24 protein-coding genes and 1 tRNA gene are annotated in these 25,314 nt (G+C 71.3%); 11 read left to right on the top strand and 14 right to left on the bottom strand.

Annotation, left to right across the window (positions count from 1 at the left end; genetic code table 11):
* Positions 1-63 precede the first annotated feature (63 nt).
* Complete coding sequence (locus tag ACFYYJ_RS25305; protein ID WP_385129612.1) at positions 64-1,446, top strand: NAD(P)/FAD-dependent oxidoreductase; 1,383 nt, start codon at positions 64-66, stop codon at positions 1,444-1,446.
* Between the two features lie 85 nt (positions 1,447-1,531).
* Here the strand turns inward: ACFYYJ_RS25305 and ACFYYJ_RS25300 are convergent.
* Positions 1,532-1,609, bottom strand: a tRNA-Thr gene (locus ACFYYJ_RS25300).
* Between the two features lie 162 nt (positions 1,610-1,771).
* On the opposite strand from ACFYYJ_RS25300, the gene ACFYYJ_RS25295 reads away from it, so the two are divergent.
* A complete protein-coding gene (locus tag ACFYYJ_RS25295; protein ID WP_389135636.1) occupies positions 1,772-3,154 on the top strand; it encodes an RNA-guided endonuclease InsQ/TnpB family protein in 1,383 nt (460 codons plus the stop codon).
* 245 nt (positions 3,155-3,399) lie between these two features.
* Here the strand turns inward: ACFYYJ_RS25295 and ACFYYJ_RS25290 are convergent, their stop codons facing one another.
* Positions 3,400-4,080, bottom strand: coding sequence for a hypothetical protein (locus ACFYYJ_RS25290; RefSeq protein ID WP_389135633.1), 681 nt, complete (start codon positions 4,078-4,080; stop codon positions 3,400-3,402).
* A 182-nt stretch (positions 4,081-4,262) separates the two neighbouring features.
* Between ACFYYJ_RS25290 and ACFYYJ_RS25285 the strand changes: the two genes are divergently transcribed.
* The 3 genes from ACFYYJ_RS25285 (at position 4,263) to ACFYYJ_RS25275 (ending at position 6,723) form a co-directional block, all read left to right on the top strand.
* Entirely contained in the window at positions 4,263-5,357 is a 1,095-nt protein-coding gene (locus ACFYYJ_RS25285; protein WP_385129617.1) for an ABC transporter ATP-binding protein, read from the top strand.
* 165 nt (positions 5,358-5,522) lie between these two features.
* On the top strand, positions 5,523-5,936 hold the full coding sequence (locus tag ACFYYJ_RS25280; protein WP_376658573.1) for a hypothetical protein: 414 nt from the start codon (positions 5,523-5,525) through the stop codon (positions 5,934-5,936).
* Positions 5,937-5,964: 28 nt separating this feature from the next.
* The gene (locus ACFYYJ_RS25275) at positions 5,965-6,723 is read left to right on the top strand and encodes an NDP-sugar synthase (protein WP_385129620.1); all 759 of its coding nucleotides are present in this window, start codon (positions 5,965-5,967) and stop codon (positions 6,721-6,723) included.
* Between the two features lie 179 nt (positions 6,724-6,902).
* Here the strand turns inward: ACFYYJ_RS25275 and ACFYYJ_RS25270 are convergent, their stop codons facing one another.
* From ACFYYJ_RS25270 to ACFYYJ_RS25245, 6 genes are all read right to left on the bottom strand, one after another.
* Positions 6,903-8,432 (bottom strand): DoxX family membrane protein, encoded by a 1,530-nt coding sequence (locus tag ACFYYJ_RS25270; RefSeq protein ID WP_385364917.1) that lies wholly within the window; start codon positions 8,430-8,432, stop codon positions 6,903-6,905.
* Between the two features lie 169 nt (positions 8,433-8,601).
* A complete protein-coding gene (gene rlmB, locus ACFYYJ_RS25265) occupies positions 8,602-9,573 on the bottom strand; it encodes a 23S rRNA (guanosine(2251)-2'-O)-methyltransferase RlmB (RefSeq protein WP_389135629.1) in 972 nt (323 codons plus the stop codon).
* Between the two features lie 94 nt (positions 9,574-9,667).
* Positions 9,668-11,068: a cysteine--tRNA ligase gene (gene cysS, locus ACFYYJ_RS25260; protein WP_385129625.1), complete on the bottom strand. Its 1,401-nt coding sequence runs from the start codon at positions 11,066-11,068 to the stop codon at positions 9,668-9,670.
* A gap of 94 nt (positions 11,069-11,162) precedes the next feature.
* A complete protein-coding gene (gene ispF / locus ACFYYJ_RS25255; RefSeq protein ID WP_385129627.1) occupies positions 11,163-11,660 on the bottom strand; it encodes a 2-C-methyl-D-erythritol 2,4-cyclodiphosphate synthase in 498 nt (165 codons plus the stop codon).
* Positions 11,650-12,396 (bottom strand): 2-C-methyl-D-erythritol 4-phosphate cytidylyltransferase, encoded by a 747-nt coding sequence (gene ispD, locus ACFYYJ_RS25250; RefSeq protein ID WP_385364918.1) that lies wholly within the window; start codon positions 12,394-12,396, stop codon positions 11,650-11,652. Before ispD ends, ispF begins: the two co-directional genes overlap by 11 nt.
* A 307-nt stretch (positions 12,397-12,703) precedes the next feature.
* Positions 12,704-13,186 (bottom strand): CarD family transcriptional regulator, encoded by a 483-nt coding sequence (locus tag ACFYYJ_RS25245; RefSeq protein WP_003953493.1) that lies wholly within the window; start codon positions 13,184-13,186, stop codon positions 12,704-12,706.
* A gap of 715 nt (positions 13,187-13,901) precedes the next feature.
* On the opposite strand from ACFYYJ_RS25245, the gene ACFYYJ_RS25240 reads away from it, so the two are divergent.
* Positions 13,902-14,588 (top strand): DUF461 domain-containing protein, encoded by a 687-nt coding sequence (locus ACFYYJ_RS25240; RefSeq protein WP_385364920.1) that lies wholly within the window; start codon positions 13,902-13,904, stop codon positions 14,586-14,588.
* A 275-nt stretch (positions 14,589-14,863) separates the two neighbouring features.
* Here the strand turns inward: ACFYYJ_RS25240 and ACFYYJ_RS25235 are convergent, their stop codons facing one another.
* Positions 14,864-15,544, bottom strand: coding sequence for a response regulator transcription factor (locus ACFYYJ_RS25235; RefSeq protein ID WP_007265514.1), 681 nt, complete (start codon positions 15,542-15,544; stop codon positions 14,864-14,866).
* A gap of 52 nt (positions 15,545-15,596) precedes the next feature.
* Positions 15,597-16,796 (bottom strand): sensor histidine kinase, encoded by a 1,200-nt coding sequence (locus ACFYYJ_RS25230; RefSeq protein ID WP_385133517.1) that lies wholly within the window; start codon positions 16,794-16,796, stop codon positions 15,597-15,599.
* A gap of 226 nt (positions 16,797-17,022) precedes the next feature.
* On the opposite strand from ACFYYJ_RS25230, the gene phoU reads away from it, so the two are divergent.
* Both phoU and ACFYYJ_RS25220 read left to right on the top strand, forming a co-directional pair.
* Complete coding sequence (phoU, locus tag ACFYYJ_RS25225) at positions 17,023-17,700, top strand: phosphate signaling complex protein PhoU (RefSeq protein ID WP_385133520.1); 678 nt, start codon at positions 17,023-17,025, stop codon at positions 17,698-17,700.
* Between the two features lie 127 nt (positions 17,701-17,827).
* Complete coding sequence (locus tag ACFYYJ_RS25220) at positions 17,828-17,977, top strand: hypothetical protein (protein WP_167350612.1); 150 nt, start codon at positions 17,828-17,830, stop codon at positions 17,975-17,977.
* Positions 17,978-18,065: 88 nt separating this feature from the next.
* On the opposite strand, the gene ACFYYJ_RS25215 is transcribed toward ACFYYJ_RS25220, so the two are convergent.
* Both ACFYYJ_RS25215 and ACFYYJ_RS25210 read right to left on the bottom strand, forming a co-directional pair.
* A complete protein-coding gene (locus ACFYYJ_RS25215; RefSeq protein ID WP_385133521.1) occupies positions 18,066-18,431 on the bottom strand; it encodes a hypothetical protein in 366 nt (121 codons plus the stop codon).
* Between the two features lie 164 nt (positions 18,432-18,595).
* A complete protein-coding gene (locus ACFYYJ_RS25210; RefSeq protein WP_365172805.1) occupies positions 18,596-19,354 on the bottom strand; it encodes a phosphoglyceromutase in 759 nt (252 codons plus the stop codon).
* A gap of 152 nt (positions 19,355-19,506) precedes the next feature.
* Between ACFYYJ_RS25210 and ACFYYJ_RS25205 the strand changes: the two genes are divergently transcribed.
* Entirely contained in the window at positions 19,507-20,844 is a 1,338-nt protein-coding gene (locus tag ACFYYJ_RS25205) for an MDR family MFS transporter (protein ID WP_389135622.1), read from the top strand.
* Positions 20,845-20,865: 21 nt separating this feature from the next.
* Here the strand turns inward: ACFYYJ_RS25205 and ACFYYJ_RS25200 are convergent, their stop codons facing one another.
* Together ACFYYJ_RS25200 and mshA are read right to left on the bottom strand one after the other, a co-directional pair.
* Positions 20,866-21,363 carry a YbjN domain-containing protein gene (locus tag ACFYYJ_RS25200; RefSeq protein WP_384757958.1) on the bottom strand — a complete coding sequence of 166 codons (498 nt, stop codon included), beginning with the start codon at positions 21,361-21,363 and terminating at the stop codon, positions 20,866-20,868.
* A complete protein-coding gene (gene mshA / locus ACFYYJ_RS25195; RefSeq protein ID WP_385363789.1) occupies positions 21,356-22,735 on the bottom strand; it encodes a D-inositol-3-phosphate glycosyltransferase in 1,380 nt (459 codons plus the stop codon). The genes ACFYYJ_RS25200 and mshA overlap by 8 nt, the downstream gene beginning before the upstream one ends.
* Before the next feature lie 222 nt (positions 22,736-22,957).
* Here mshA and ACFYYJ_RS25190 point away from each other — a divergent pair, with 222 nt between their 5' ends.
* Both ACFYYJ_RS25190 and ACFYYJ_RS25185 read left to right on the top strand, forming a co-directional pair.
* Positions 22,958-23,797: a class I SAM-dependent methyltransferase gene (locus ACFYYJ_RS25190; protein WP_389135619.1), complete on the top strand. Its 840-nt coding sequence runs from the start codon at positions 22,958-22,960 to the stop codon at positions 23,795-23,797.
* Positions 23,798-23,985: 188 nt separating this feature from the next.
* Complete coding sequence (locus ACFYYJ_RS25185; protein WP_389135616.1) at positions 23,986-25,071, top strand: NlpC/P60 family protein; 1,086 nt, start codon at positions 23,986-23,988, stop codon at positions 25,069-25,071.
* Positions 25,072-25,314: the final 243 nt, after the last annotated feature.

Raw genomic sequence — 25,314 nt, 5'->3', positions numbered from 1 at the left:
GCCCCCAAGGCACGACAATCCGTCCCTGGACACCCCCTCGAAACGGGGTGTACCAACTCCCCCATGACGATCAACGGCGGCATTTCCTTCTGGTACGCGACCGACCACACCACCTCCACCACCCCACCCCGGCCGCCCCTGACCGCCAACGCGACCGCCGACGTCGTCATCGTCGGCGGCGGCTACACCGGCCTGTGGACCGCCTATTACCTCAAGTCCTCCGCCCCCGACCTGCGCGTCACCGTCCTGGAGCAGAAGTTCTGCGGCTACGGCGCCTCCGGCCGCAACGGCGGCTGGCTCTACAACGGCATCGCGGGCCGCGACCGGTACGCCGCCCTCCACGGCCGGCCGGCCGCCCAGCGCCTCCAGCAGGCCATGAACGACACCGTCACCGAGGTCATCGACGTCACCGCCAAGGAAGGCGTCGACGCCGACATCCACCGCGGCGGCGTCCTCGAAGTCGCCCGCACTCCCGCCCAACTGGGCCGCCTCAAGGCCTTCCACACCGCCGAACTCTCCTTCGGCGAGACCGACCGCGAGCTGTACGACGCCACGGAGACCCGCGGCCGCATCAACATCGCCGACGCCGTCGGCTCCAGCTGGACCCCGCACGGCGCCCGCATCCACCCCCTCAAGCTGGTCAAGGGCCTGGCCGCGGCCTGCGAAAGGCTCGGCGTCGTCATCCACGAGTCGACCCCCGTCACGCGGATCGAACCGCGCAGGGCCGTCACCCCCTACGGCACGGTCCGTGCCCCGTACGTCCTGCGCTGCACCGAGGGCTTCACCGCGGCCCTCAAGGGCCAGAAGCGCTCCTGGCTCCCGATGAACTCCTCGATGATCGTCACGGCTCCCCTCCCGGACTCCGTGTGGTCCCAGCTCAACTGGGCCGACAGCCCCCTCCTCGGCGACATGGCCCACGCCTACATGTACGCCCAGCGCACCGCCGACGACCGCATCGCGATCGGTGGTCGCGGCGTCCCGTACCGCTTCGGCTCCCGCACCGACAACGACGGTCGCACCCAGCCCGCCACCATCGAGTCCCTCACGACCCTCCTGACGACCTTCTTCCCGCAGCTCGCCGGGACGGAGATCACCCACGCCTGGTCGGGCGTCCTCGGCGTCCCCCGCGACTGGTGCGCCACCGTCACCCTGGACTCCACCAGCGGCCTCGGCTGGGCGGGCGGCTACGTCGGCTCGGGCGTGGCCACCGCCAACCTGGCGGCCCGCACCCTGCGCGACCTGGTCCTGGGCGAACCCACCGCCCTCACGACGCTCCCCTGGGTGAACCACCGCGTCCGCCGCTGGGAACCGGAACCCTTCCGCTGGCTCGGCGTCCAGGCCCTGTACGCCGCCTACCGCGAGGCGGACCGCCAGGAGACGGCCACCCACCGCCCCACGACAACCCCCCTGGCCCGCCTGGCCGACCGCATCTCGGGCCGGCACTGACATGACGACGGAAGGCCCCGGGTGATCACCCGGGGCCTTCCGTTTCCGTACGAATTCCCTTGGCCGTCAAGCTTCTGACCTGGGATGGAGCCCCCTGTCGGATTCGAACCGACGACCTACGCATTACAAGTGCGGCGCTCTGGCCGGACTGAGCTAAGGGGGCACGACACCCACCCGCTAACCCGCCACGTGTGGAGCCGTCATCACTCTACACAGCGCTCGATTCCCGGAGCCATCACATTGATCCCGCACCCGTGACCCCTCACGCATGCGTTCGTTGAACGTACTGATGTGCCGTTCCGAAGATCAGATCGTGGGAGGGGAGATGACAGACCGGGTAACGGGGGAGGAAGCCCAGCGCATCAAACGCGAACTCCTCGGCGTGGGCGACCGGACCAAACACCAAGCCCGGAAAGCCGCACCACTGAAGGGGCTGGTCAGAGAGCCGGGCACGCAGCAACGCGTCTATCGCTTCCGCTTCTATCCGACCCCCGACCAGGCGGCCCAGCTCACCCAGACCTTCGGCGCCTGCCGCTGGGTCTACAACGAGGGCCTCGCCCTCCGCGCCAAGGCCTGGGAGGAACACAAGGTCTCACTCGGCTTCGCAGAAACCTGCCGGGCCCTGACCGGCTGGAAGCGGGTGCCGGAGACGGCGTGGCTGAAGGAGACCTCGTCGACCGTCCTCCAACAGGCCCTGCGGCACCTCGACTCCGCGTTCACGCGGTTCTTCAAAGGTTCGGCGAAGTACCCGCAGCGGAAGTCCAAGCACCGGTCGAAGGACTCGGCGACCTACGTCCGCACCGGCTTCCGCTGGGTCGAGGAGCCGACGCGTCCCGGCACAGCGACGGTCCTGCTCGCCAAACAGACGACCCCGCTGGATGTGCGCTGGTCGCGTGCGCTTCCTCCGGGGCAGTTGCCGGTGAAGCTGACCGTGACCCGGGACAGGGCCGGCCGGTTCTTCCTCTCCGTACTGGTGGAAGAGGTGATCGTCCCGCTCCCCGAGGTGTTCCGGCAAGACAGCCAGGAGCCGAAAGCGGTGGGCCTGGACCTCGGGCTCGCGACACTGGTGACCATGGACGACGGGGAGAAGCTCCCCCATCCGCGGCTCCTGGCGAAATACGAGAAGCAGCTCTCGTCCCTTCAGCGAGATCTGCACCGGAAGAAGAAGGGTTCGAAGAACCGGGGGAAGGTGCGGGACCGGATCGCCCGCCTGTACGCCTCGATCGGTGATGTCCGTCGTGATCTGCTGGACCAGTTCACGACCCGCCTCGTGCACGAGAACCAAGTGCTCGTGGTGGAGGACCTGCCGGTCGTCAATCTCCTGCGGCGGGCGACGGGCAAGGGGCGTCGCCGCAAGGCCGCGCTGAACCGGTCGATCATCGACGCGGCCTGGGGTGAGCTGTTGCGCCAACTCCGCTACAAATGCGCGTGGTACGGGCGGACGCTGGTGATCGTGGACCGGTACTTCCCGTCGACCCGGCGCTGCTCCGCGTGCCACGCGAAGGGGCCGAAGCTCGATGTGTCGGTCCGTGAGTGGACCTGCGCGGAGTGCGGGGCGGCTCACGACCGCGACACGAACGCGGCCGTGAACCTCCGGGACGAGGGGATGAGGCTGTACTGGACGGTGGCGCTGGCGCTGCCGCCGGGGCGCGTGCCGCCGCCTGTGATCAAGGCTTCGGAGCTGCTGGATCTCGTGCCGGCGGCATAGCGATGTGCAGTACGGACCGACGGGCCGTCGGCCGCAATGCCTGTGGAGCTTGCGTAGGACCGACCAGGCGCGACCCCGAGGGTCGTGTCGGGCCGGCAGCAGGCGTCGAAGCAGGAAGCACTGCTCGTGAGTGCAGTGAGGCCTGGTAGTGCCGTGGAGAAAAGCGGTGGCTTTGCCAGGCACAGGTCAAAAGTACGTTGCTCTGCCTGTCTCCGGACAAAGGCACGTGCTCTGTCCCCTAGCCGTCAACGCACCAACGGGTACCCGATCCCGTCCATCGCCGCCGCCACGGCGCCCGCCTCCGCCTCCGGGGCCAGGGCCTTGACCACCGCCTCCGTGAGCGGTCGCAGCCCGAACACGTGCCGGACCGCGTCGAGGTCGAGCTCCCGCTCGTAGTAGTCGGCCGCCCAGTCCGCGTACGCCTCCGGGGTGCCCGCCGCCAGGACGTCGAAGAGGTGGCCCGTGCCGTCGGCCCCCTCCTCGGGGAGTTCCACCGGGCCCGCCCGCCAGGCGGTGTCCGCCGTCTCCCGCCAGAAGACGACCGTGGCCACCTGCACGCCGTCGTCGCAGAAGGCGGGCTCGTCGAGGAGCGGTCGGAAGACCTCCGGCAGGGTGTCGACGAGGCCGGGCCACAGCTCCATGTCCTCGTTCGTGTAAGGGCTCATCCAGGACTCGTGGTCGAAGCCTCGACCGAAGACCCCGTCGGTCGTGAAGAGGATGGCGTACTCGTCGCCCGAGCCGTTGTTCATGAGTGCGGCCTCGGTGCCCGGGGCCCACGCCGGGTCGTAGTCGAAGTAGCGGCCGTACCGGCTACCCATCAGCACCTCCAGGGCCGCCATCGCCCGGCAGCGGTCGCGCAGGGTCGGGACGTCGGGGAGGACGCGGATCAGTTCGTGGACGTCACGGGGACGCGGGGTGGCGGTCATGCGCGCCATCCAAGCAGCCGCCTCCGACAGATCGCACAGAGTTCGAAGTCACGACCGTGCGGGTGCTGACAGCGGGTGGATCGCCGGGTAGCGTCGGGCGGAGTCCGCCCACTGGACTAGACCCATCTTCCTTCCACTCGGATCGTCCGGCACGTTCCTGCCGGTAGAAGGGATTCATCACCATGGCTTCTGTCACTTTCGACAAGGCGACCCGGCTCTACCCCGGCGGCGAAAAGCCCGCCGTGGACCAGCTGGAGCTGGAGATCGCGGACGGCGAGTTCCTCGTCCTCGTCGGTCCGTCCGGCTGCGGCAAGTCCACCTCGCTGCGCATGCTCGCCGGCCTGGAGGACGTCAACGGCGGCGCCATCCGCATCGGCGACCGCGACGTCACGCACCTGCCGCCCAAGGACCGGGACATCGCGATGGTGTTCCAGAACTACGCGCTCTACCCGCACATGTCCGTCGCCGACAACATGGGCTTCGCGCTCAAGATCGCCGGTGAGGACAAGGCCACCATCCGCCGCAAGGTGGAGGACGCGGCGAAGATGCTCGACCTGACCCAGTACCTCGATCGCAAGCCCAAGGCGCTCTCCGGCGGTCAGCGCCAGCGCGTCGCCATGGGCCGGGCCATCGTGCGCAAGCCGCAGGTGTTCCTCATGGACGAGCCGCTGTCGAACCTGGACGCCAAGCTCCGCGTGTCCACCCGCACCCAGATCGCCGCGCTCCAGCGCGACCTCGGCATCACGACCGTGTACGTGACGCACGACCAGGTCGAGGCCATGACCATGGGCGACCGGGTGGCCGTGCTCAAGGACGGTCTGCTCCAGCAGGTCGACACCCCGCGCAACATGTACGACCGCCCCGCGAACCTCTTCGTCGCCGGCTTCATCGGCTCCCCGGCCATGAACCTGGTCGAGGTCCCGATCGCCGACGGCGGCGTGAAGTTCGGCGACAGCGTCGTCCCGGTGTCGCGCGAGGCGCTGTCCGCCGCGGCCGACGCGGGCGACCGCACCGTCACGGTCGGCGTGCGCCCGGAGCACTTCGACATCGGCACCGAGGGCGGTCTCAGCATCGTCGTGAACGTCGTCGAGGAACTCGGCGCCGACGGCTACGTCTACGGCTCCGCCAAGTCCGCCACGGACGCGGGTTCGCAGGACATCGTGGTCCGCGTGAACGGCCGCCAGGTGCCGGAGAAGGGCTCGACGCTGCACGTGGTGCCGCGGCCCGGCGAGATCCACGTGTTCTCGACCTCGTCCGGCGAGCGGCTCTCCGACTGACCTGCCGGCAAAGCGAGATCGGAGGGGCGTCCCGTCAAGGGGCGCCCCTTTTCGTGGCATTCGACCCCGGCACGTCAACCCATAAATCGAAAAGCCACGTCGAACCATCCCCCGACCGAGTGACTAAATGTCGCCAAATCCTCACCGAGCGCTACTCTCGCCCTCGTGACCCACACTGCCCGCCGAATCGGCCGTTCCCTCGCCCTGGTCCTGCCCGTCGTCCTGGTCCTGTCCGGGACGCTCGCGGTCACGATGGTCCCCTGGGCGGACAATTCCTCCTCCCAGATCCTGACCGCCTCCGCCGAGGGCGTCTCCGCCCCCGCGAAGCCGCGCGCCGCGCACGAGGTGCTGCGCGACGACCTCGTCGGCCAGTTGCAGCGGGGCAAGGCGCCGGGTGACGTACTCACCGACCTCCAGCAGGAGGTGAACAGGCGGCCGTCGCTCGCCGAGCACTGCGTCGGAATCGCGCGGGCGCTGGGACGGGCCGCCGTCGAGGCGTACGGACCGACCAAGGCGCAGTCCTTCGCGCGGCCCGTGTGCGACACCTCGTACGCGACCGGCGTCGCCTCCATGGGCTGAGGCGGACCGCCTCCCTACGCTGGCCCCCATGAACGAAACCCCCCGATCCGCCTCCCCCGCAGCCGCGTTGCCCGCCGCACCCACCCAGGCAGTCGTCCTGGCGGGCGGCCAGGGTTCGCGGCTGCGGCCGTATACGGACGACCGGCCGAAGCCGATGGTCGAGATCCCGGGCACGGGGGTGCCGATCATCGGCCATCAACTGGCCTGGCTGGCCTCGGAGGGCGTCACGGACGCCGTGGTGTCCTGCGGGCACCTCGCCGAGGTGCTCCAGGAGTGGCTGGCCGGGGCCCGGTTGCCGCTGCGCGTGACGACGGTGGTGGAGGAGGAGCCGCTGGGCCGGGGCGGCGGCCTCAAGTACGCGGCCAAGCACCTGCCGCACCCGGACCGGGCCTGGTACGCGACGAATGGGGACATCTGGACCCGGTTCTCGCTGCGCGAGATGGCCGCCTTCCACGAGGAGCGCGGCGCGACGGCGACCCTGGCACTGGCCCGGCCGCGGATCCCGTGGGGAGTGGTGGAGACGAACGAGTTCGGGCAGGTCCTGGACTTCATCGAGGCGCCGCCGTCGCCGTACCCGGTCAATGCGGGCGTGTACGTCTTCGGGCCCGAATTCGCCTCGCTGCTACCCGACTTGGGGGACCACGAGCGGACGACGTTCCCGCGCCTGGCGCGCGAGCGGCGGCTGGCGGGCTTCCCGCTGCCGCAGGGGGCCTACTGGCGGGCGATCGACACCGCGAAGGACCTCACCGAGGCGGCAAGGGAGTTGGCGTCCCAGACCGCGCCCTGAGGCCCGGTACGACCCGCCCGCATGGCCCGCAGCACGCCCCCCACCGTACGGCTCGCCGCACAGCCCGCCGTACAACCCCCGTACGCCCCTGTACGGCCCCCGGCACGAACCCCGCGGCACGCGGAGGGGCCCGGCGCCTCCCGTGCGCCGGGCCCCTCGTTCGTACGCGACCGCCCGGCTCAGCCGATGAGGCCGCCGATCAGGTTGGCCGGCTGCTTGCTGGGCGCGCCCGCGCCGTTCGCGCTGCTCCCCGAGCCGGCCGGGGCCTTCGGCGAGGTCGACTGGCGGGGGGTGCTGCGCGGGGTCGACTTGCCGGTGGTGCCCTTCGTCGCGCTGGGCGACTGCGAGCCCGTCCCGGCGGTCTCGCGGGCGGGGCCGCCCGAGGCGCTCGCCCCGGGCTTCGCGGAGGGCCCGGTGGCCGTGGCGGACGGCTGCGGCTTGCCGGACTTCGGCTGCTGCGACGGCTGCTGCCGCGCCGGCGCCTGCGGCAGCGGCTGGCCGGGGAGGTAGTTGGTCGGGGCCTGACCCGGGCCGGGCACGGTGACCACGGTGCTGGAGCGGACCGCGCCGCCGAGGAGGGAACCGACGAGCAGCGTGAGCCCGCAGACGACGGTGGCCATGACCGCCCCGCGCCGCAGGACGCGCCGCCGCAGCTGCCAGATCTCGGAGCGGGGGCCGAGGGTGCGCCAGGCCTCCCCGGCGAGGCGTCCGTCGAGGGAGTAGACGGGCGCGCCCGCGATGATCAGCGGGCTCCAGGCGGCGAGGTAGATGATGTCGGGCGCGTCGTAGGCGGGGACGGTCTTCCAGCTCACCGTCATCAGGAGCGCGGCGGAGAGCAGCGCGCCGATGCAGGCGGCGAAGCGCTGCCACAGGCCGAAGACGGTCAGGACGCCGACGATGACCTGGAGGAAGGCCACGGTGAGCCCGGCGCCGACGGGGTGGGCGAGGGCGAAGTCGCGCAGCGGCTCGGCCAGCGCCCAGGGGTGCAGGGTGCGCAGCCAGGTGACCATGGAGCCGCGCTCGCCGCCGTCGAAGTAGACGGGGTCGCACAGCTTGCCCATGCCGGCGTAGATGGAGATGAAGCCGAGGAAGCAGCGCAGCGGGAGCAGGACGACGCCGAGGTTCATGCGGCGGCCCGGGTAGTACGAGGCCTGGCCGCGGGAGTCGGCGGCGGCGCGTCGGCCTTCCGTGCCCTGGTCGAGGCCCCCGCCGGCGTGCGCGGGCTCGTACGGCAGGTCCCGTACGGGGGCCATCGTGCGGGTCTCGTCCGGATCGCCGTAGCTGCGCTGACCGATGACGGTCGGCGTGGCGAGGGTGTCGTCGGCGAGGTCGTGGGCGAGGTCGATGCGCGGGATGACCTGGGTGGCTCCGCCGTCGTAGTCGCCGCCGTACTCGTCGCGGCCGCGCCCGGCCTCGCGTACGGCCTGGAGGAGTCCGCCCATGGCGGCGGAGTCGCCGGGGGCCGACCTGCCGCTCCAGACGACGGGGGCCCGGCGGCGGGTGGCCCCGGCGGCAGCGACCACGGCACCGCCGAGGACGGGTGCGCGGGAGGGGGCGTTCGCGGGCTTGGAACGCGCGCTCGTGCTCGGTGCGAGCCGCACGCGGAAGCTGGCGTGGTTGACGATGACCTGTGCGGGGTCGCACGGCACCTTGACCATGCTCAGCGCCGGCTGGTCGTCGAACCCTGACGTTCTGGTGTCCACACTCATCTAACCGAGTGATCAGTGTTTAGGACACTGCCTTGACAGCAGGGATGTGTCCGAGGCCCGTCAAGATCAAGCCACCCCGCCCGAAACGGGCGGGGTGGCACGCTCACGGGTCACTTTCCGTGAGCCAAGTGGATCAACGCGGGGATCGACGCGCGGATCGACGCGGAGATCAGGTGCGCGGGGTCGTGGCGCGGCGGCGGGCCGCCTCGTAGAGGACGACGCCCGCGGCGACACCGGCGTTCAGCGACTCGGCGCCACCCGGCATCGGGATGCGGACGAGGAAGTCGCAGTTCTCGCCGACGAGGCGGCCGAGGCCCTTGCCCTCGGAACCGACGACGATGACGACCGGGCCGGCGAGCGCCTCCAGGTCCTGCACCTCGTGCGTGCCCTCGGCGGCGAGGCCGACGATGGTGATGCCGGCCTTCTTGTAGTCCTGGAGGGCGCGGGTCAGGTTGGTGACGCGGGAGACCGGGGTGCGGGCGGCGGTGCCGGCGGAGGTCTTCCAGGCACCGGCGGTCATGCCGGCGGCGCGGCGCTCGGGGATGACCACGCCGTGGCCGCCGAAGGCGGAGACGGAGCGGACGATCGCGCCGAGGTTGCGCGGGTCGGTGACGCCGTCGAGGGCGACGATGAGGGGGTCCTCGCCGTTGTCGTGGGCGGCGTCGGTGAGGTCCTCGGGGTGCGCGTACTCGTACGGCGGGACCTGGAGGACCAGGCCCTGGTGGTTGAGCCCGTTGGTCATGCGGTCGAGCTCGGGGCGCGGGGCTTCCATCAGGTTGATGTTGCCGCGCTCGCCAGCGAGGCGCAGGGCCTCGCGGACGCGCTCGTCGTTGTCGATGAACTGCTGGACGTACAGGGTGGTGGCGGGTACGCCGTCGCGCAGGGCCTCGAAGACCGGGTTGCGGCCGACGACCATCTCGCTCGTGCCCTTGGGGCCGCCGCGGCGCGGGGCCGGGCGGCGCTTGGCGGCCTGGCGGGCCATGGCGTTGGCGATCCGGTTGGCCTTGTGCTTCTTGCGGTCCTCGGCCTTGGGGGTGGGGCCCTTGCCCTCCAGGCCCTTGCGCCGCTGGCCACCGCTGCCGACCGTGGCGCCCTTCTTGTTGGACGTGCGGCGGTTCCTGCGCTGGCTGTTCCCGGCCATGACTTCTACCTGTTTCGTCTGGTGCTGCGATATGTACGTATGAAGAGTGTGCCGCCCGGAGTGCCGGGCGGCACAGCAGGCTGAGCTGCCCGGCTCAGCGGGGTCCGAGTGTCCAGCGCGGTCCGGTCGGGCTGTCCTCGATGACGAGGCCCGACTGCTGGAGCTGGTCGCGGATGGCGTCGGCGGTGGCCCAGTCCTTGCGGGCGCGGGCGGACTCGCGCTGTTCCAGGACGAGGCGCACGAGGGTGTCCACGGCGCCGTGGAGGTCCTCGCCTCGGTCGGTCTCGTCGGCCCAGTGCGGGTCGAGCGGGTCCAGGCCGAGGACGCGCAGCATGGCCCGCACCTCGGACAGGCGCGCGATGGCCTCGTCCTTGTCGTCGGCCGCCAGCGCGCTGTTGCCCTGGCGGACGGTGGTGTGGACGATGGCGAGCGCCTGCGGGACCCCGAGGTCGTCGTCCATGGCCTCGGCGAAGGCGGGCGGGACCTCGGCGGCGGGCTCGACGGGCGAGCCGGCCTTCTCGATGACGCGCTGGTAGAAGCCCTCGATGCGCGCGAACGCGGACTCGGCCTCGCGCAGGGCCTCCTCGCTGTACTCGATCATCGACCGGTAGTGCGGGGTGCCGAGGTAGTAGCGCAGCACGATGGGACGCCACTGCTTGACCATCTCGGAGACGAGGACCGAGTTCCCGAGGGACTTGGACATCTTCTCGCCGGACATGGTCACCCAGGCGTTGTGCACCCAGTAGTTGGCGAACTCGTCACCGAAGGCCTTGGCCTGGGCGATCTCGTTCTCGTGGTGCGGGAAGATCAGGTCGAGTCCGCCGCCGTGGATGTCGAAGGCCTCGCCGAGGTACTTGTGCGCCATCGCGGAGCATTCGAGGTGCCAGCCGGGACGGCCGCGGCCCCAGGGGGTCTCCCAGGAGGGCTCGCCCGGCTTGACGGACTTCCACATGGCGAAGTCGCGCGGGTCGCGCTTGCCGGTCTCGCCCGTCGACTCCGGCTGGCGGATGTTGTCGAGCTCCTGGCGGGAGAGCGAGAGGTAGCCGGGGAAGGACTTCACGTCGAAGTAGACGTTGCCCTCGGACTCGTAGGCGTGGCCGCGCTCGATGAGGCCGCGCATCATCTCGACCATCTCGGTGACGTGGCCGGTGGCGCGGGGCTCGTAGGTGGGCGGCAGGCAGCCGAGGGCGGTGTAGCCGTCATTGAAGGCCCGCTCGTTCTCGTAGCCGATGGACCACCAGGGGCGCCGCTGCTCGGCGGACTTCGCGATGATCTTGTCGTCGATGTCCGTGACGTTGCGGATGAAGGTGACGTCGTAGCCCCGGTACTCGAACCAGCGGCGCATCATGTCGAAGTTGAGGCCCGACCGGATGTGCCCGATGTGCGGGGCCGCCTGGACGGTGGCGCCACAGAGGTAGATCGAGACGCAGCCCTCGGTGAGCGGGACGAAGTCGCGGATCTGCCGGGCGCTGGTGTCGTACAGGCGAATAGTCACGGCATCCAGGGTAGTGCGCGCATAGCAGTGCCCCGCGACCCTTTGGGGCCCCGGGGCACCTTTGTTGCCGAAGATGTGTCGTCTCCGGCGGTTTTCAGTCCCGGTTCGTCCGGTACACGAGGGCGGTCGCGATGGCGGCGAGCCCTTCGGCACGTCCGGTCAGGCCCAGTCCGTCGGTGGTGGTGCCGGAGACGGAGACGGGGGCGCCCGCCGCGGCGGCGAGCGCCTTCTGCGCCTCTTCGCGCCGCTTGCCGATCTTCGGGCGTACTCCGATGACCTGGATCGCGATGTTGCCGATCTCGAAGCCCTCGGCGCGGACGATGCGGGCGGCCTCCGCCAGGAGGGTGACGCCGGCGGCTCCGGACCACTCGGGGCGGGAGGTGCCGAAGTGCGCGCCGAGGTCGCCGACGCCGGCGGCGGAGAACAGCGCGTCGCAGGCGGCGTGCGCGGCGACGTCCCCGTCGGAGTGGCCGGCGAGGCCGTCCTCGCCCTCCCACAGCAGGCCGGCGCACCACAGTTCGCGGCCGGTCTCGAAGGCGTGCACGTCGGTGCCGATGCCGACGAGCGGGATCAGCGGCAGGTCAGTAGACATCGGTGGCCCTCCTGCGGGCGAGTACGGCCTCGGCGAGGACCAGGTCGAGCGGGCGGGTGACCTTGAAGGCCTCTTCGTGGCCGGGCACGACCAGGACGGTGGTGCCGAGCCGCTCGACCATGCCCGCGTCGTCGGTGGCGCCTTCGCCGGCGACGGCGATCTCGTCGTGCGCGCGCAGCAGCGTGGCGACGTCGAAGCCCTGCGGGGTCTGTACGGCGCGCAGCCGGGCCCGCTCGGGCGTGGCGACGACCGGCTCCGGCTCGCCGGGCTTGCCGGGCTCGACCTCCTTGACGGTGTCGGCGAGCGGCAGGGCGGGGACCACGGCGGCGGCGCCCCGGTGCACGGCCTCGACGACGGAGTCCACGGTGTCGACGGGGACGAGCGGGCGGGCCGCGTCGTGGATGAGGACGGAGGTGATGTCCGAGGGGAGCGCGCGCAGGCCGGCCCGTACGGAATCCTGGCGGGTCTCCCCGCCGGGGACGACGAGGACCTCGGTCCGCTCCGGCAGGGCGTGCTCGCCGAGCAGGAGGCGCACCTCCTCGGCCCCGTCGGACGGGGCGACGACCACCACGAGGGAGATCGCGCGCGAGCGGGCCATCGCGCGGACGGCGTGGACGAGCATCGGGGTGCCGCCGAGGGCCCGCAGGGCCTTGGGGGCGCCGGGGCCGAGGCGTACGCCCCGGCCGGCGGCCGGGATCACCGCGGCGGTGCGGTGGGGGCGCGTTTCGTCAGACATCAGTAGCTCCGAGCCAGGTTTGTGACTTCGGCCGACATGGGTATGGCCTGAAGCGTGCCGGGTGCGACGCCCCTCGCCCCTTCCGTGACGACCGGTCGAGCAGGCTGCCCGGACCCGGCACGCCATCGAGGTGGTGGGTCCTGAAACGGTAGATCACCGTGGATCACGGTAGATCGAAAAGGGCATGGATACAGACATGCCGCAGCGCCCGGCAACAGGCCTCTCGCGGAGGAGAGACCGTGTCATCGGGCACCGCGGCACAACTGTGTACACCCGGTTTCGAAGAACGTGATGTACGGGCCTCGCGTCAGGACGCGAGCACCTCGTCGAGGAGGGCCTCGGCCTTGTCCTCGTTCGTGTTCTCAGCGAGCGCGAGCTCGCTCACCAGGATCTGACGCGCCTTCGCGAGCATGCGCTTCTCGCCCGCGGAAAGCCCGCGCTCACGCTCACGACGCCACAGGTCACGCACCACTTCGGCGACCTTGATGACATCGCCAGAAGCGAGCTTCTCCAGATTTGCCTTGTAGCGCCGGGACCAGTTCGTCGGCTCTTCTGCGTACGGTGCGCGGAGCACCTCGAAGACCCGGTCCAGCCCGTCCTGGCCGACTACGTCGCGAACACCGACGAACTCTGCATTGTCCGCAGGCACGCGAACCGTCAGGTCGCCCTGAGCGACCTTGAGCACCAAGTAGGTCTTGTCCACGCCTTTGATCTGACGAGTCTCAATGGCCTCGATCAGCGCGGCCCCGTGATGGGGATAGACCACGGTGTCGCCAACCTTGAACGTCATGTGACAGGTACCCCTTCCGTGGCTATCCAGGGTAACACGAGAACTGACTGTTATGAATGGCGTTTTCGCAGGTCAGGGCACATCTCGGGGCTTGACAACAGCGACAGGAACGTGCTGCGAAGGGCTTCTGGAAGGGGGTATTCGCAGGTCGGGGGCGCTGTGCGGACCAGCCGAAAGGGCCACGCTACACCTCCCCGACGCGGCCACCAGTGTGACGTACGTCCCGTTTTGCCGGTTTGCGAGCCGGGAAACCGAACTACTCCGTTCGACTGGCGGACGTCCGCACGGATCGGTTCCGGACCAATCCTGAATTGATCACGAAGTGCCGTTCGCAGGAATCTCGGAATTTGATCACCGGGTGCCGAGCCGGGTTATGCGCAGGCCGTACGGGACTCCACATGATCGACACGTGAAGCCCGGATGAAGCGGGGGGTGAAGCGGGTGATCAAGCCGGGCATCGAGCGGACATCGGGCGGAGATCGGGCGGAGATCGGGCGGAGATCGGGCGACGCTTGGACCGGCGCATGATCGGCGAGCGGAATGGAAGATCGCGGCACGCGTGTGAGGGCGGGCGCCGCCCTGCGGAGGGTCGGGTGCGGGGCCAGGGTGGCGGCTCGGTAACCTGAGCCCGCTGACACACCCTTAGAGCGGCTTTACCTCGGCCGTTCCAAGGCCCCACCCTTCCGTTCCGTACGTCCAAGGAGATGCCGCCGCCGTGAGCCGCAGCCTTCGACGCGGCGCCCTCGCCGCCACCGCCGTCGTGTTCTCGATCGCCTCGCTGGCAGCCTGCGGCGCAGGCCAGGACGCGCAGACCCTCCAGATCAAGCCGGACAACGCCGCCACCACCAAGGGCGTCATCAAGATCCAGAACGCTCTGATCATCCAGGGCGACAAGGAGAAGAAGGGCCCGGCCGCCATCTCGGCGACGGTCTTCAACTCCGGCAAGACGGAGCAGACCCTCGACGCCATCACCCTCCCGGGTGGCAAGGGCAAGGTCACCCTGAAGGGTGCCGAGGGCTCCGGCAAGGTCACCGTGCCGGCCGGCGGGTCCGTCGTCCTGGGCGGCAAGGGCAACCCCTCCGCCGTGATCGAGGAAGGCGCCGAGGCCGCCAAGCTCGGCGAGAACCAGCGGGTCGTCTTCCAGCTCAGCCGCACGGGTGACGTCGCGCTCGGCGCCTTCGTGGTGCCCGCCACCGGCATGTACGCCGCCTGGGGCCCCACCGCGGTCCCGGGCACCCTCCCGGTCCCCGGCGCCACCCCCTCGGGCACCCCGTCCGGCACGCCGTCCGGTACCCCCTCGGGCACGCCGTCGGGCACCCCCTCCGGTACCCCTTCGGGCGCTGCCTCGGGCACGCCGTCCGGCACCCCGTCCGGCACGGCCTCGCACGCCGCCGGCCACTGAGGCGCGTAGCCGCGTAGCCACGTACGCAAACGGGAAGGGCCCCGACCGCACGATGCGGCCGGGGCCCTTCCCGTTCGTCAGGGCGTGTCGTCGGCTCACGGCTCGAACTTGTAGCCCAGGCCGCGCACCGTGACCAGATAGCGCGGCGCGCCCGGGTCCGGCTCGAGCCCCTCCCACGTGCGCCCCTCGCACGGCGAGGCCCCGGGGGGCCTCACCGGCTTCGAGCCGCTGCGCCGGCCTCCGACCGGCCTCGGCACAGCGGCAGCGCCGTCGGCCTACGGCTCGAACTTGTAGCCCAGGCCGCGCACCGTGACCAGGTAGCGCGGCGCGCCCGGGTCCGGCTCGATCTTGGCGCGGAGGCGCTTGACGTGGACGTCGAGGGTCTTGGTGTCGCCGACGTAGTCCGCGCCCCAGACCCGGTCGATCAGCTGCATGCGGGTCAGCACGCGGCCCGCGTTGCGCAGGAGCATCTCCAGCAGGTCGAACTCCTTCAGCGGGAGGTCCACCTTGGCGCCGGCGACGGTGACCACGTGGCGGTCGACGTCCATGCGGACCGGGCCGGCCTCCAGGGCTGCCGGGGTGACCTCCTCCGGCTCGCCCCGGCGGCGCAGGACCGCTCGGATGCGGGCGACCAGCTCGCGCGAGGAGAAGGGCTTCGTGACGTAGTCGTCGGCTCCTATCTCCAGCCCGACGACCTTGTCGATCTCGCTGTCCTTGGCGGTCACCATGATCACGGGCACGTTGGAGCGGCCGCGCAGCTGCCGGCAGACCTCCGTACCCGGCAGGCCGGGGAGCATCAGGTCGAGGAGGACGAGGTCGGCGCCGTTGCGCTCGAACTCGTCGAGCCCGTCGGGCCCGGTCGCCGCGATGGCGACCTCGAAGCCCTCCTTGCGGAGCATGTAGGACAGGGCGTCGCTGAAGGATTCCTCATCCTCGACGACGAGCACTCGGGTCACGGAAGGTCCTCCGGGGCAGGTGTGGCTGGAGCGGTTTGCGGGGCTGTCGGGGTCAGGCGGGGGTCGGGTGCGTCCGGCGGTCCGGCGCCGGGGACTGCGCGGCCGCTTCGGGGAGCCTCAGGGTGAAGGTGGATCCCTGGCCCTCCGAGCTCCATACCGACACCTCCCCGCCGTGCGAGGCGGCGACGTGCTTCACGATCGCAAGGCCCAGGCCGGTGCCTCCCGTGGCGCGGGAGCGGGCCGGGTCCACGCGGTAGAAGCGCTCGAAGATGCGCTCGCGGTCCTTTTCCGGGATGCCGATGCCCTGGTCGGTCACGGCGATCTCGATCAAGTCTCCCCCGGGGGCCGTCACCCTGCGTCCGGCTATGCCGACGCGGGTGCGGGCGGGGCTGTAGTTGACGGCGTTCTCGACCAGATTCCCGAGGGCTGCCGCGAGCTGGCCGCGGTTGCCCCAGACGCGCAGGTCGGCGGTGCCGCCCGCGGCCATGGTGATCTGCTTCGAGGACGCCGTGTGGCGGCAGCGGTCTATGGCCTCGGCCACGAGGGTGTCCACGCGGACGGGCTCGGCGTCCTCCAGCGGGTCGTCGTTCTGGACCCGGGAGAGGTCGATGAGCTCCTGGACGAGGTTGATCAGGCGGGTGGCCTCGATCTGCATGCGGCCCGCGAAACGGCTGACCGCCTCGGGGTCGTCCGCGGCGTCCATGACGGCCTCGGAGAGCAGGGAGATCGCGCCCACCGGGGTCTTCAGCTCGTGCGAGACGTTGGCGACGAAGTCACGGCGTACGGCCTCGATGCGACGGGCCTCGGTGAGGTCCTCGACCAGCAGCAGTACGAGGCGCGAGCCCAGCGGGGCGACGCGCGCCGAGACGGCGAGGGCCTCGCCGCGGCCGGTGCCGCGCCGGGGCAGGTCGAGCTCGACCTGGCGTATCTCCCCGTCACGGCGGGTGTCACGGGCCATGTGCAGCATGGGCTCCACGGCGAGCTTGCCGCCGCGGACCAGCCCGAGCGCGTACGCCGCCGAACTCGCCTTGACCACCGCGTCGCCCTCGTCGAGCACCACCGCCGAGGACCGCAGCACGGACAGGACCGTGTCCACGCCGGGCGGCAGGACCGCGTTGATGTCGGGGCGCATGGAGCTCCGGGTGGGGCGGGCCTGGTCGCGCTCGCTCCAGCGGAACGCCAGCATCGCGATCACACCGGTGCAAAGACCGGCGATCGCTGCAGCTGCGGCGACCGCCGCGTTCACGTCCATGGATCCAGGTTAAGCAGGCCCGACGACACTTCCACAGCCGTTCGGGTGGCACCTCGAACAGTCGTCGCCCAGAGTTCACCCTGGCGACGGGGTTGATTCATTTGTGATGCCGGAGTCGGACGCGTTTGCGGTTCAACGTGAAAACGTGAGGCCCGGACATGGATTCCCGGGCACCGGAACACCGGCAGTAGAGCTGTTTCAGTAGGTCGAGAGAGGGACACGAGACATGCGCGACGCGTACCACGAGGAACTGGACTCGATCGGAGAAGGCCTCGTCGAGATGGCCCGGCTCGTCGGTTCCGCGATCGGGCGGGCCACGACGTCCATGCTCGACGCGGACCTGAAGCTCGCCGAGAGCGTCATCGCGTCCGACCAGAAGGTCGACGACCTCCAGCACGACCTGGAGGCGCGGGCCATCGCCCTGCTGGCCCGCCAGCAGCCGGTCGCCACCGACCTGCGCATCGTCGTGACCTCGCTGCGCATGAGCGCCGACCTGGAGCGCAGCGGCGACCTGGCCCAGCACGTCGCGAAGCTCGCCCGGCTGCGCTTCCCGGACAGGGCGGTGCCGCGGGACCTGCACGCCACGATCCTGGAGATGGGTCAGCTGGCGCAGCGCCTGATGGCGAAGGCGGCCGAGGTCATCATCACGAAGGACGTCGACCTGGCGCTCCAGCTGGAGCAGGACGACGACGAGATGGACCAGCTGCACCGCACGCTCTTCCAGCACCTGATGGACGACCGCTGGAAGCACGGCATCGAGACGGCGGTCGACGTGACCCTGCTGGGCCGCTACTACGAGCGGTTCGCGGACCACGCGGTGTCGGTGGCCAAGCGCGTGGTCTATCTGGTGACGGGCGAGCACGCGGACGAACTCCAGCAGCCGACGATCGTCGACGGCGTCTGACGGAGTCCGGCGGGGGTACTCGCGTCCGTCCCTCCCTGCGCCAATGCGCCGTTGACGCGCCGGTGTGGCTGGGCATGAATGAGGCGAAGGCACACGACATCCCGTTCGTCGCCAGCGAGGAGGATCCATGCCCGATTCCCCCGTCCCCATCACCCCGGAGCAGGAGCAGCCGCCGAAGCCGGAGCCGCTGCGGCTCCCTCTCCTGGCGGCCTGCGGCTGCGGCTCCGGCTGCGGCTGCGGCTGCCAGTCCGGCGCCCCCTGCCAGTGCGGCGGCTGACCGCCGCCCGTGCGAACGCACGCGAGGGCCCCGTCCGTTTCCGCGGACGGGGCCCTCTCGCTTTCGGTGGTCGAAGGAACGACCGCGACTACGGGGCGACGTCGATGCGCGCGGCACCACCCGGCAGGACGGGGGCGGCCTGGATGGTCCGCTTCGGGGCGGCCGGGGCGACCGGGGCGACGCCCGGGGTGGCCGGCGCGGCCGGGGCGGCGGCGGGGGCGGCGACGGGGGCCGCGAGCGACGCCAGGAGCGGCTCGGCCTGCGTGAGGGTGGTCGTACCGCCGTTGTTGACGACGACCGCCGGGTTGCTCAGGACCCGGGAGACGTTGAGGTCCGAGATGTTCAGGTTGTCGATGAGGTCGAGCAGCGGGTCGGCCTGCGCCGCGGGGGCGCCACCGGCCAGCAGGACTACGCCGGCGAGGGCGCCGACCGCGGAGAATCGATTGATCTTCATGCCGGGGAAACGCCGGAATTCGGCCGCCGGTCACCGCTACCGCGCCGCAGTCGCCCGTTCGGCCGCACCGATCCCCCCGTCCGGCCCCCGTACCGCACCCACGTGCGTCAAGCCCCCGACCCGCGGGTGAAACCGCAGGTCGAGAGCTCGTTCACGGCTGTGGGTTACTTCTTGCCCTGGTTCTTGACGGCCTCGATGGCGGCTGCGGCGGCCTCCGGGTCGAGGTAGGTGCCGCCCGGGTTGAGGGGCTTGAAGTCGGCGTCCAGCTCGTAGGAGAGCGGGATGCCGGTCGGGATGTTCAGGCCCGCGATGTCGGCGTCGGAGATGCCGTCGAGGTGCTTGACCAGGGCGCGCAGCGAGTTGCCGTGCGCGGCGACCAGGACGGTGTGGCCGTCGAGCAGGTCCGGGACGATCGAGTCGTACCAGTACGGGAGCATGCGGACGACGACGTCCTTGAGGCACTCCGTGCGCGGGCGCAGCTCCGGCGGGATCGACGCGTAGCGCGGGTCCCCGGACTGCGAGAACTCCGTACCGTCCTCGAGGGCCGGCGGCGGGGTGTCGTACGAGCGGCGCCACAGCATGAACTGCTCCTCGCCGAACTCGGCGAGGGTCTGGGCCTTGTCCTTGCCTTGGAGGGCGCCGTAGTGGCGCTCGTTCAGGCGCCAGGAACGGTGGACCGGGATCCAGTGGCGGTCGGCGGCCTCCAGCGCGAGCTGGGAGGTGCGGATCGCGCGCTTCTGGAGGGAGGTGTGGACCACGTCGGGGAGCAGACCGGCGTCCTTGAGCAGCTCACCGCCCCGGACCGCCTCCTTCTCGCCCTTCTCGTTGAGATTGACGTCCACCCAGCCGGTGAACAGGTTCTTCGCGTTCCACTCGCTCTCGCCGTGGCGGAGGAGGATCAGCTTGTACGGTGCGTCGGCCATGCGTACGAGCCTAATGGACGTTCGCGGGCGCCCGCTCGCCCCGTCCGGCGGCCCCCGATTGACGGTCCGCGTCAATTGAGTGGCGCCCGCAGACCCCCGCTCGTAACGTGCGTTCAGCCCAATCGGCACTTACTTCCCCGGGGGGATTCCTTATGTCCGTTGCCAGCCTCAGACGGGCCGTCCGGGAGAGCGTGTCGGGTCTGCCGAAGGAGTTCTGGTGGCTGTGGGCGAGCACCCTGGTCAACCGGCTCGGGGCCTTCGTCGCCACCTTCATGGCCTTGTACCTGACCCTGGACAGGGGCTACTCGGCCTCCTTCGCGGGACTTGTGGTCGCCCTCCACGGGCTCGGCGGGGTGATTTCGTCCCTCGTCGCCGGCGTGATGACCGACCGGCTCGGCCGGCGGCCGACGATGCTGGCCGCCAACGTGTCGACCGCCCTGTCGGTGGCGGTGCTGGGCTTCATGGAGCACCCCGCGGCCATCGCCGCGGTGGCCCTGCTGGTCGGCATGGCCTCGAACGCCTCCCGGCCGGCGGTGCAGGCGATGATGGCCGACATCGTGCGGCCCGAGGACCGGGTGCGGGCGTTCGCACTGAACTACTGGGCGATCAACCTGGGCTTCGCCGTCTCCTCGACCGTCGCGGGTTTCATCGCCGAGTACAGCTACCTGGCCGGCTTCCTCGGCGAGGCGGCGCTGACGCTGGTCTGCGCGCTCCTCGTCTACCTGAAGCTGCCCGAGTCGCGCCCCGTGAAGGACGACGCGACCACGGCGGCCGCGGAGCCCGCGGCCGGGCTCGGCGCGGTGCTGCGCGACGCGCGGTTCATGGGGGTCGTCGGGCTGTCGTTCCTGATCTCGCTGATCTTCATGCAGGGCTCGTTCGGCCTGCCGCTGGCGATGGGGACCGCGGGCTTCTCGACCGGCGACTACGGCCTGGTCATCGCGGTGAACGGCGTGATGATCGTGCTGCTCCAGATCCCGGTGACGCGGTTCATCGAGCACCGGGACCCGCAGAAGCTGCTGGTGGTCTCCGCCCTGCTCGCGGGATACGGGTTCGGGCTGACGGCCTTCGGCGGGTCCGTCGGGGCGCTCGCGCTGACGGTGTCCGTGTGGACGCTGGCCGAGATCATCAACTCGCCGACCCAGATGGGCCTGGTCGTGCAGCTGTCGCCGGTGCACGCGCGGGGCCGCTACCAGGGCATGTACACGCTGTCCTGGGCAGTGGCCTCGCTGGTCGCACCGCTGCTGGCAGGGTGGGTCATCGACCGGTACGGGGCGCAGTGGCTGTGGGGGACGACCGCGGTCCTGGGCACGGTCGCGGGACTCGGGTACTGGCTGCTGATGCGGAACCTGCCGCGGGCTCGGCCGGACGGGGAAGCCGAGGCCGGGGCCGTGGCCCCTGCCGGGTCCGGGTCCGGTGACGAGCCTTCGGCCGGGGCCGGGGCCCCTGCCGTGCCGGGGTCCGCGTCGCTGCCCGCCACCGCCGAGGCCTAGGCGGGGCCGTGGCGGGACGCGTCAGGGCGTCGGCTGCGTCAGGTGTTTGAAGGCGTCGAGGTTGAAGGTCGGTTCGCCGCGGGACACGCGCCACTCGTACTCGCGGCGGATCGCGCTCGCGAAACCCAGCTCCAGCAGGGTGTTGAAGGCTCCGTCGGCCGCCTCCAGGACGGTGCCCAGCAGGCGGTCCAGGTCCTCCGGGTTGACCACCGACAGCGGCAGCCGGCCCGTGAGGTAGACGTCCCCGAGGCGGTCCACCGCGTAGCTCAGCCCGTACAGCTTGAGGTTGCGCTCCAGCAGCCAGCGGTGGACGCCGGCCTCGTTCTCGTCGGGGTGGCGGATCACGAAGGCGTTGACCGACAGGGAGTGCCGGCCGACCCGCAGCGAGCAGGTCGTGCTCAGCTTGCGGGTCCCGGGGAGCTGGACGACGTACGAGCCCGGCTCGGGGCTCTCCCAGCTCAGCTCCGCGCCGGTCAGGGCGCTCTCGACGATCGCGGTGATCTCGGCGGTGTCAGCCATGGTGGGAGCGTACGCGACGGCGGTGATCGTGCATCGCTGCCGTGTACACGTCGGCCGTGGCGCTCGCGGCCGTGTCCCAGCCGAAGAACTGCGCGTGCCGGGCGGCCTGCCCGCCCATCCGGTCGGTGAGCTCCGGCTCGTCGATGAAGCGCCGCAGCTGCCGCGCGTAGTCCACCGGGTCGTGGCCGGGCACGAGGATGCCGGTGACCCCGTCGTCGACGGCGACGGGCAGACCGCCGACCGCGGCGGCGAGCACCGGGGTGCCGGTGGCCTGGGCCTCTATCGCGACGAGCCCGAAGGACTCGTTGTAGGAGGGCATGACCAGCACGGACGCGGCCCGGAACCAGTCCGCGAGGCCGTCTTGGGCGACGGGCGGGTGGAAGTGCACGAGGTCGGCGATGCCGAGCTTGGCGGCAAGCTTCTGCAGCCCCTCCGGCTTCGCCAGACCGCTCCCGCTCGGTCCGCCGACGACGGGGACGAAGAGTCGGCGGCGCAGCGAGGGGTCCCGGTCGACCAGGACGGCGACGGCCCGCAGCAGTATGTCGGGGGCCTTCAGGGGCTGGATCCGGCCGGCGAAGAGCGGGATGACGGCGTCCTGCGGCAGGCCGAGGCGGGCCCGGGCGGCGGCGCGGCCGTCGCCGACGGTGAAGCGGTCGAGGTTCACGCCGGGGTGGACGACGGCCACCTTGGCGGGGTCGGCCTCGTAGTGCCGTACGAGCTCGTCGGCCTCCTCGGCGGTGTTCGCGATGAGGCGGTCGGCGGCGGCCACGATCTGGGTCTCGCCTATGACGCGGGCGGCGGGCTCGGGGGTGTCGCCCTCGGCGAGCGCGGCGTTCTTGACCTTCGCCATGGTGTGCATGGCGTGCACGAGCGGCACGCCCCAGCGTTCGGCGGCGAGCCAGCCGACGTGGCCGGAGAGCCAGTAGTGGGAGTGGACGAGGTCGTAGTAGCCGGGGCGGTGGCCGGCCCAGGCCTGCATCACGCCGTGGGTGAAGGCGCACAGCTGGGCCGGGAGCTCCTCCTTGGCGAGGCCTTCGTACGGTCCCGCGTCCACGTGCCGTACGAGGACCCCGGGGGCCAGCTCGACCACGGGCGGCAGCCCGCCGGTGGTGGCCCGGGTGAAGATCTCCACCTCGATGTTGATCGCCGCGAGGCGTCGGGCCAGCTCCACGATGTACACGTTCATCCCGCCGGCGTCGCCGGTACCGGGCTGGTGAAGCGGTGAGGTGTGCACGCTGAGCATGGCGACGCGGCGCGGCTTGCGGTGGCCTCCGACGGCGGCCGGCAGGCGCAGCCGCGGCTCGTGGCGGCCCGCGCGGGCGGCGAGGCGGCCGCCGATACTGCCGCCGATGCGGGACACGTACTGGCTCAAGGGAGCAGTTCCTCTCGCTCGGACGACGACGCTCGGACTGATCGGCTGGCGGGCATGCTGACGGGAGCGCACGAGGCGCCCTTCAAGGAGTGCAACCCGGATGGCGGTCCCGCGCATTCCGGGATGGCCGGGGAATCCGCGATTTTTCTTGCGGACGGCATGGCGCTCCCGTGCCGAAGACCGGTTTTCCCGTGGTGAGGGCGCTCCGCTTAACCTCGGCTCATGGCCTCCCGCAGCACTCCGTCCCCCTCGCCCAGCCATGGCTCCGGCCGGAAGCCCGGCCGCCCCGTGGGCACGGTGACGCGCGGGACGACCAATCCGAACCGCCTGCGGCGGATGGACCGCTGGATGGCGGCCGCGCACGGGGCGGCACTGCGGCGGGCGGACGCGCCGGTCGCCGTCGACCTGGGTTACGGGGCCGCGCCGTGGACGGCGGTCGAGCTGCTGGCGCGGCTGCGGGAGGCGGCGCCCCGGGTGCGGGTGGTCGGCATCGAGATCGAGCCGGCGCGGGTCGCGGGCGCGAAGCCGTACGAGCGGGAGGGCCTCAGCTTCCGGCACGGCGGCTTCGAGGTGCCGCTGGACGGCGGGGAACGCCCGGCGCTGATCCGCGCGGCGAACGTGCTGCGCCAGTACGACGAGGAGCAGGTCGCGGAGGTCTGGGCGCGGCTGTGCGCGCGGCTGGCGCCGGACGGGTTGCTGGTGGAGGGCACCTGCGACGAGATCGGGCGGCGGCACGTGTGGGTGGCGCTGGGCCCGGAGGGTCCGCGGACGGTGACGTTCGCGACCCGGCTGGGCTCCCTGGAGCGGCCCTCGGACCTGGCGGAGCGGCTGCCGAAGGCGCTGATCCACCGGAACGTGCCGGGCGAGCCGGTGCACTCCTTCCTGCGCGACTTCGACCGGGCCTGGGCGGCGGCGGCCCCGTACGCCTCCTACGGCGCGCGGCAGCGCTGGATCCGGACGGCGCGGGACCTGGCCGTCGACTGGCCGCTGGCGGACGGTCCGGGGCGGTGGCGGCAGGGGGAACTGACGGTGCGTTGGGAGGCCCTGCGCCCGGTGGGGTGAATACGGCGGGCCGGGGAACCGGTGATCCGGGTGGCCCGTTGAGTCGTCAGGGGTGGTGGGGCTGAAATGAATACGGCCTGATCCGGCCGGTCATCCACAAGGGTGTTGGAATTCACCGACTCGTGACACCATCCCGAGGGCGATGACAAGTTACTGATGGATAGTCAGTTATGGAGTCTGGGGGGACCATGGGGGCCGTGAGGCAACGGCGTGGCGCGAGCGCTCTCGTACTGCTGTGCGCGATGGCGATATTGACCGCGCCCGGTCTTGCGACGGGGATGGCGCACGCGACGCCGGCCGCACCCGCCGCGCCTGCCGCGCCCGCACCGGAGCCGGGGGTCAAATCCCTGGAGCAGGTCCACAAGGAGATAGAGGACCTGTACCACCAGGCGGGGGCCGCCACCGACGCCTACAACCAGGCGGAGGCCGAGACCAAGGCCCAGTCGGAGAAGATCGTCGAGCTCGCCAACCTGATCCAGGCCGGGCAGTCGAAGATCGACACCCTCAAGAGCCGCGCGGGCGCCGCCGCCCGCGCCCAGTACCGCTCGGGCGGCCTGCCGCCGGGCGCACAGCTGGCGTTGAGCGGGAGCCCGACGCAGTTCCTGGACGGGGCGGGCCGGTTGCGGCAGGGCGAAAAGGCCACCTCCAGCATGCTCTCCGAACTGGACAGCACCCAAAACGACTTGAAGCGGTACGCGGCGGACGCGAGCGCGCGCTGGGCCGTCCTGGAGGAGAACCGGGTCAAGCAGGAAGCCGCCAAGAAGGAGATCGAGGCGAAGATCAAGGCGGCGGAGGAGCTGGAGAGCAAGCTGAAGGCCGAGGAGAAGGCCCGGCTGATCCAGCTCGAACAGGAAGCGCAGTACAAGGCGCAGACGGCGTGGCTGTCGACGGGCGCGCTGAAGGACATCAACGGCACGGCGACGGACGCGGGCAAGCGGGCGGTGCAGTTCGCCACCGCGCAGATCGGCAAGCCGTACCTCTGGGGCGCCGAGGGCCCGGGCTCGTACGACTGCTCCGGGCTGACCTCGCAGGCCTGGCGGGCGGCGGGCAAGGGCATCCCGCGGACCTCGCAGGAGCAGCTGCGGCTGCTGCCGAAGGTTCCGCTGAAGGACATGCGGCCCGGTGACCTGATCATCTACTTCGACGACGCGAGCCACGTCGCGATGTACATCGGCGACGGCGCGATGGTCCACGCCCCCCGCCCCGGCCGCAACATCACGATCGCGGGCGCGGGCTCGATGCCGATCAAGGCGGTGGTCCGGCCCGACGCGTAGCCCTTGGGCGGGCGGCCGCGGGGGTTCACTGCCCTGCGGGCAGGCGGCTTCGACCCTGTCCGCCGGGGGCCACCCGTCACCCCTACGGCGCTCCGCGCCCGCGCCTCAATCGCCGGCGGGGCTGAGTATCAGCCCGTCCGGCGTTTGAGGGGTCCGGGGCGGAGCCCCGGGGAACGGTGGAAGGGCGGGTAGGGGACCGGCTCCGCGCAGCGGCACCCCCGCCCCCGCCGGGCCGCACGGGGG

This window comes from Streptomyces sp. NPDC002467 (assembly GCF_042889825.1).
GTDB lineage: Bacteria > Actinomycetota > Actinomycetes > Streptomycetales > Streptomycetaceae > Streptomyces.
The sequence above is the reverse complement of the archived record's forward strand: the minus strand, read 5'-3'. Positions and strand labels throughout refer to the sequence as shown.

Coding starts and splice junctions, on each gene's coding strand:
- ACFYYJ_RS25285 (WP_385129617.1), top strand. CDS start 4,263: ATGGCTTCTGTCACTTTCGACAAGGCGACCCGGCTCTACCCCGGCGGC.
- ACFYYJ_RS25295 (WP_389135636.1), top strand. CDS start 1,772: ATGACAGACCGGGTAACGGGGGAGGAAGCCCAGCGCATCAAACGCGAA.
- ispD (WP_385364918.1), bottom strand. CDS start 12,396: ATGTCTGACGAAACGCGCCCCCACCGCACCGCCGCGGTGATCCCGGCC.
- ACFYYJ_RS25275 (WP_385129620.1), top strand. CDS start 5,965: ATGAACGAAACCCCCCGATCCGCCTCCCCCGCAGCCGCGTTGCCCGCC.
- ACFYYJ_RS25305 (WP_385129612.1), top strand. CDS start 64: ATGACGATCAACGGCGGCATTTCCTTCTGGTACGCGACCGACCACACC.
- ACFYYJ_RS25270 (WP_385364917.1), bottom strand. CDS start 8,432: ATGAGTGTGGACACCAGAACGTCAGGGTTCGACGACCAGCCGGCGCTG.
- ACFYYJ_RS25190 (WP_389135619.1), top strand. CDS start 22,958: ATGGCCTCCCGCAGCACTCCGTCCCCCTCGCCCAGCCATGGCTCCGGC.
- ispF (WP_385129627.1), bottom strand. CDS start 11,660: ATGTCTACTGACCTGCCGCTGATCCCGCTCGTCGGCATCGGCACCGAC.
- phoU (WP_385133520.1), top strand. CDS start 17,023: ATGCGCGACGCGTACCACGAGGAACTGGACTCGATCGGAGAAGGCCTC.
- ACFYYJ_RS25215 (WP_385133521.1), bottom strand. CDS start 18,431: ATGAAGATCAATCGATTCTCCGCGGTCGGCGCCCTCGCCGGCGTAGTC.
- ACFYYJ_RS25220 (WP_167350612.1), top strand. CDS start 17,828: ATGCCCGATTCCCCCGTCCCCATCACCCCGGAGCAGGAGCAGCCGCCG.
- rlmB (WP_389135629.1), bottom strand. CDS start 9,573: ATGGCCGGGAACAGCCAGCGCAGGAACCGCCGCACGTCCAACAAGAAG.
- ACFYYJ_RS25230 (WP_385133517.1), bottom strand. CDS start 16,796: ATGGACGTGAACGCGGCGGTCGCCGCAGCTGCAGCGATCGCCGGTCTT.
- ACFYYJ_RS25245 (WP_003953493.1), bottom strand. CDS start 13,186: ATGACGTTCAAGGTTGGCGACACCGTGGTCTATCCCCATCACGGGGCC.
- ACFYYJ_RS25210 (WP_365172805.1), bottom strand. CDS start 19,354: ATGGCCGACGCACCGTACAAGCTGATCCTCCTCCGCCACGGCGAGAGC.
- ACFYYJ_RS25290 (WP_389135633.1), bottom strand. CDS start 4,080: ATGACCGCCACCCCGCGTCCCCGTGACGTCCACGAACTGATCCGCGTC.
- ACFYYJ_RS25200 (WP_384757958.1), bottom strand. CDS start 21,363: ATGGCTGACACCGCCGAGATCACCGCGATCGTCGAGAGCGCCCTGACC.
- ACFYYJ_RS25205 (WP_389135622.1), top strand. CDS start 19,507: ATGTCCGTTGCCAGCCTCAGACGGGCCGTCCGGGAGAGCGTGTCGGGT.
- ACFYYJ_RS25185 (WP_389135616.1), top strand. CDS start 23,986: ATGGGGGCCGTGAGGCAACGGCGTGGCGCGAGCGCTCTCGTACTGCTG.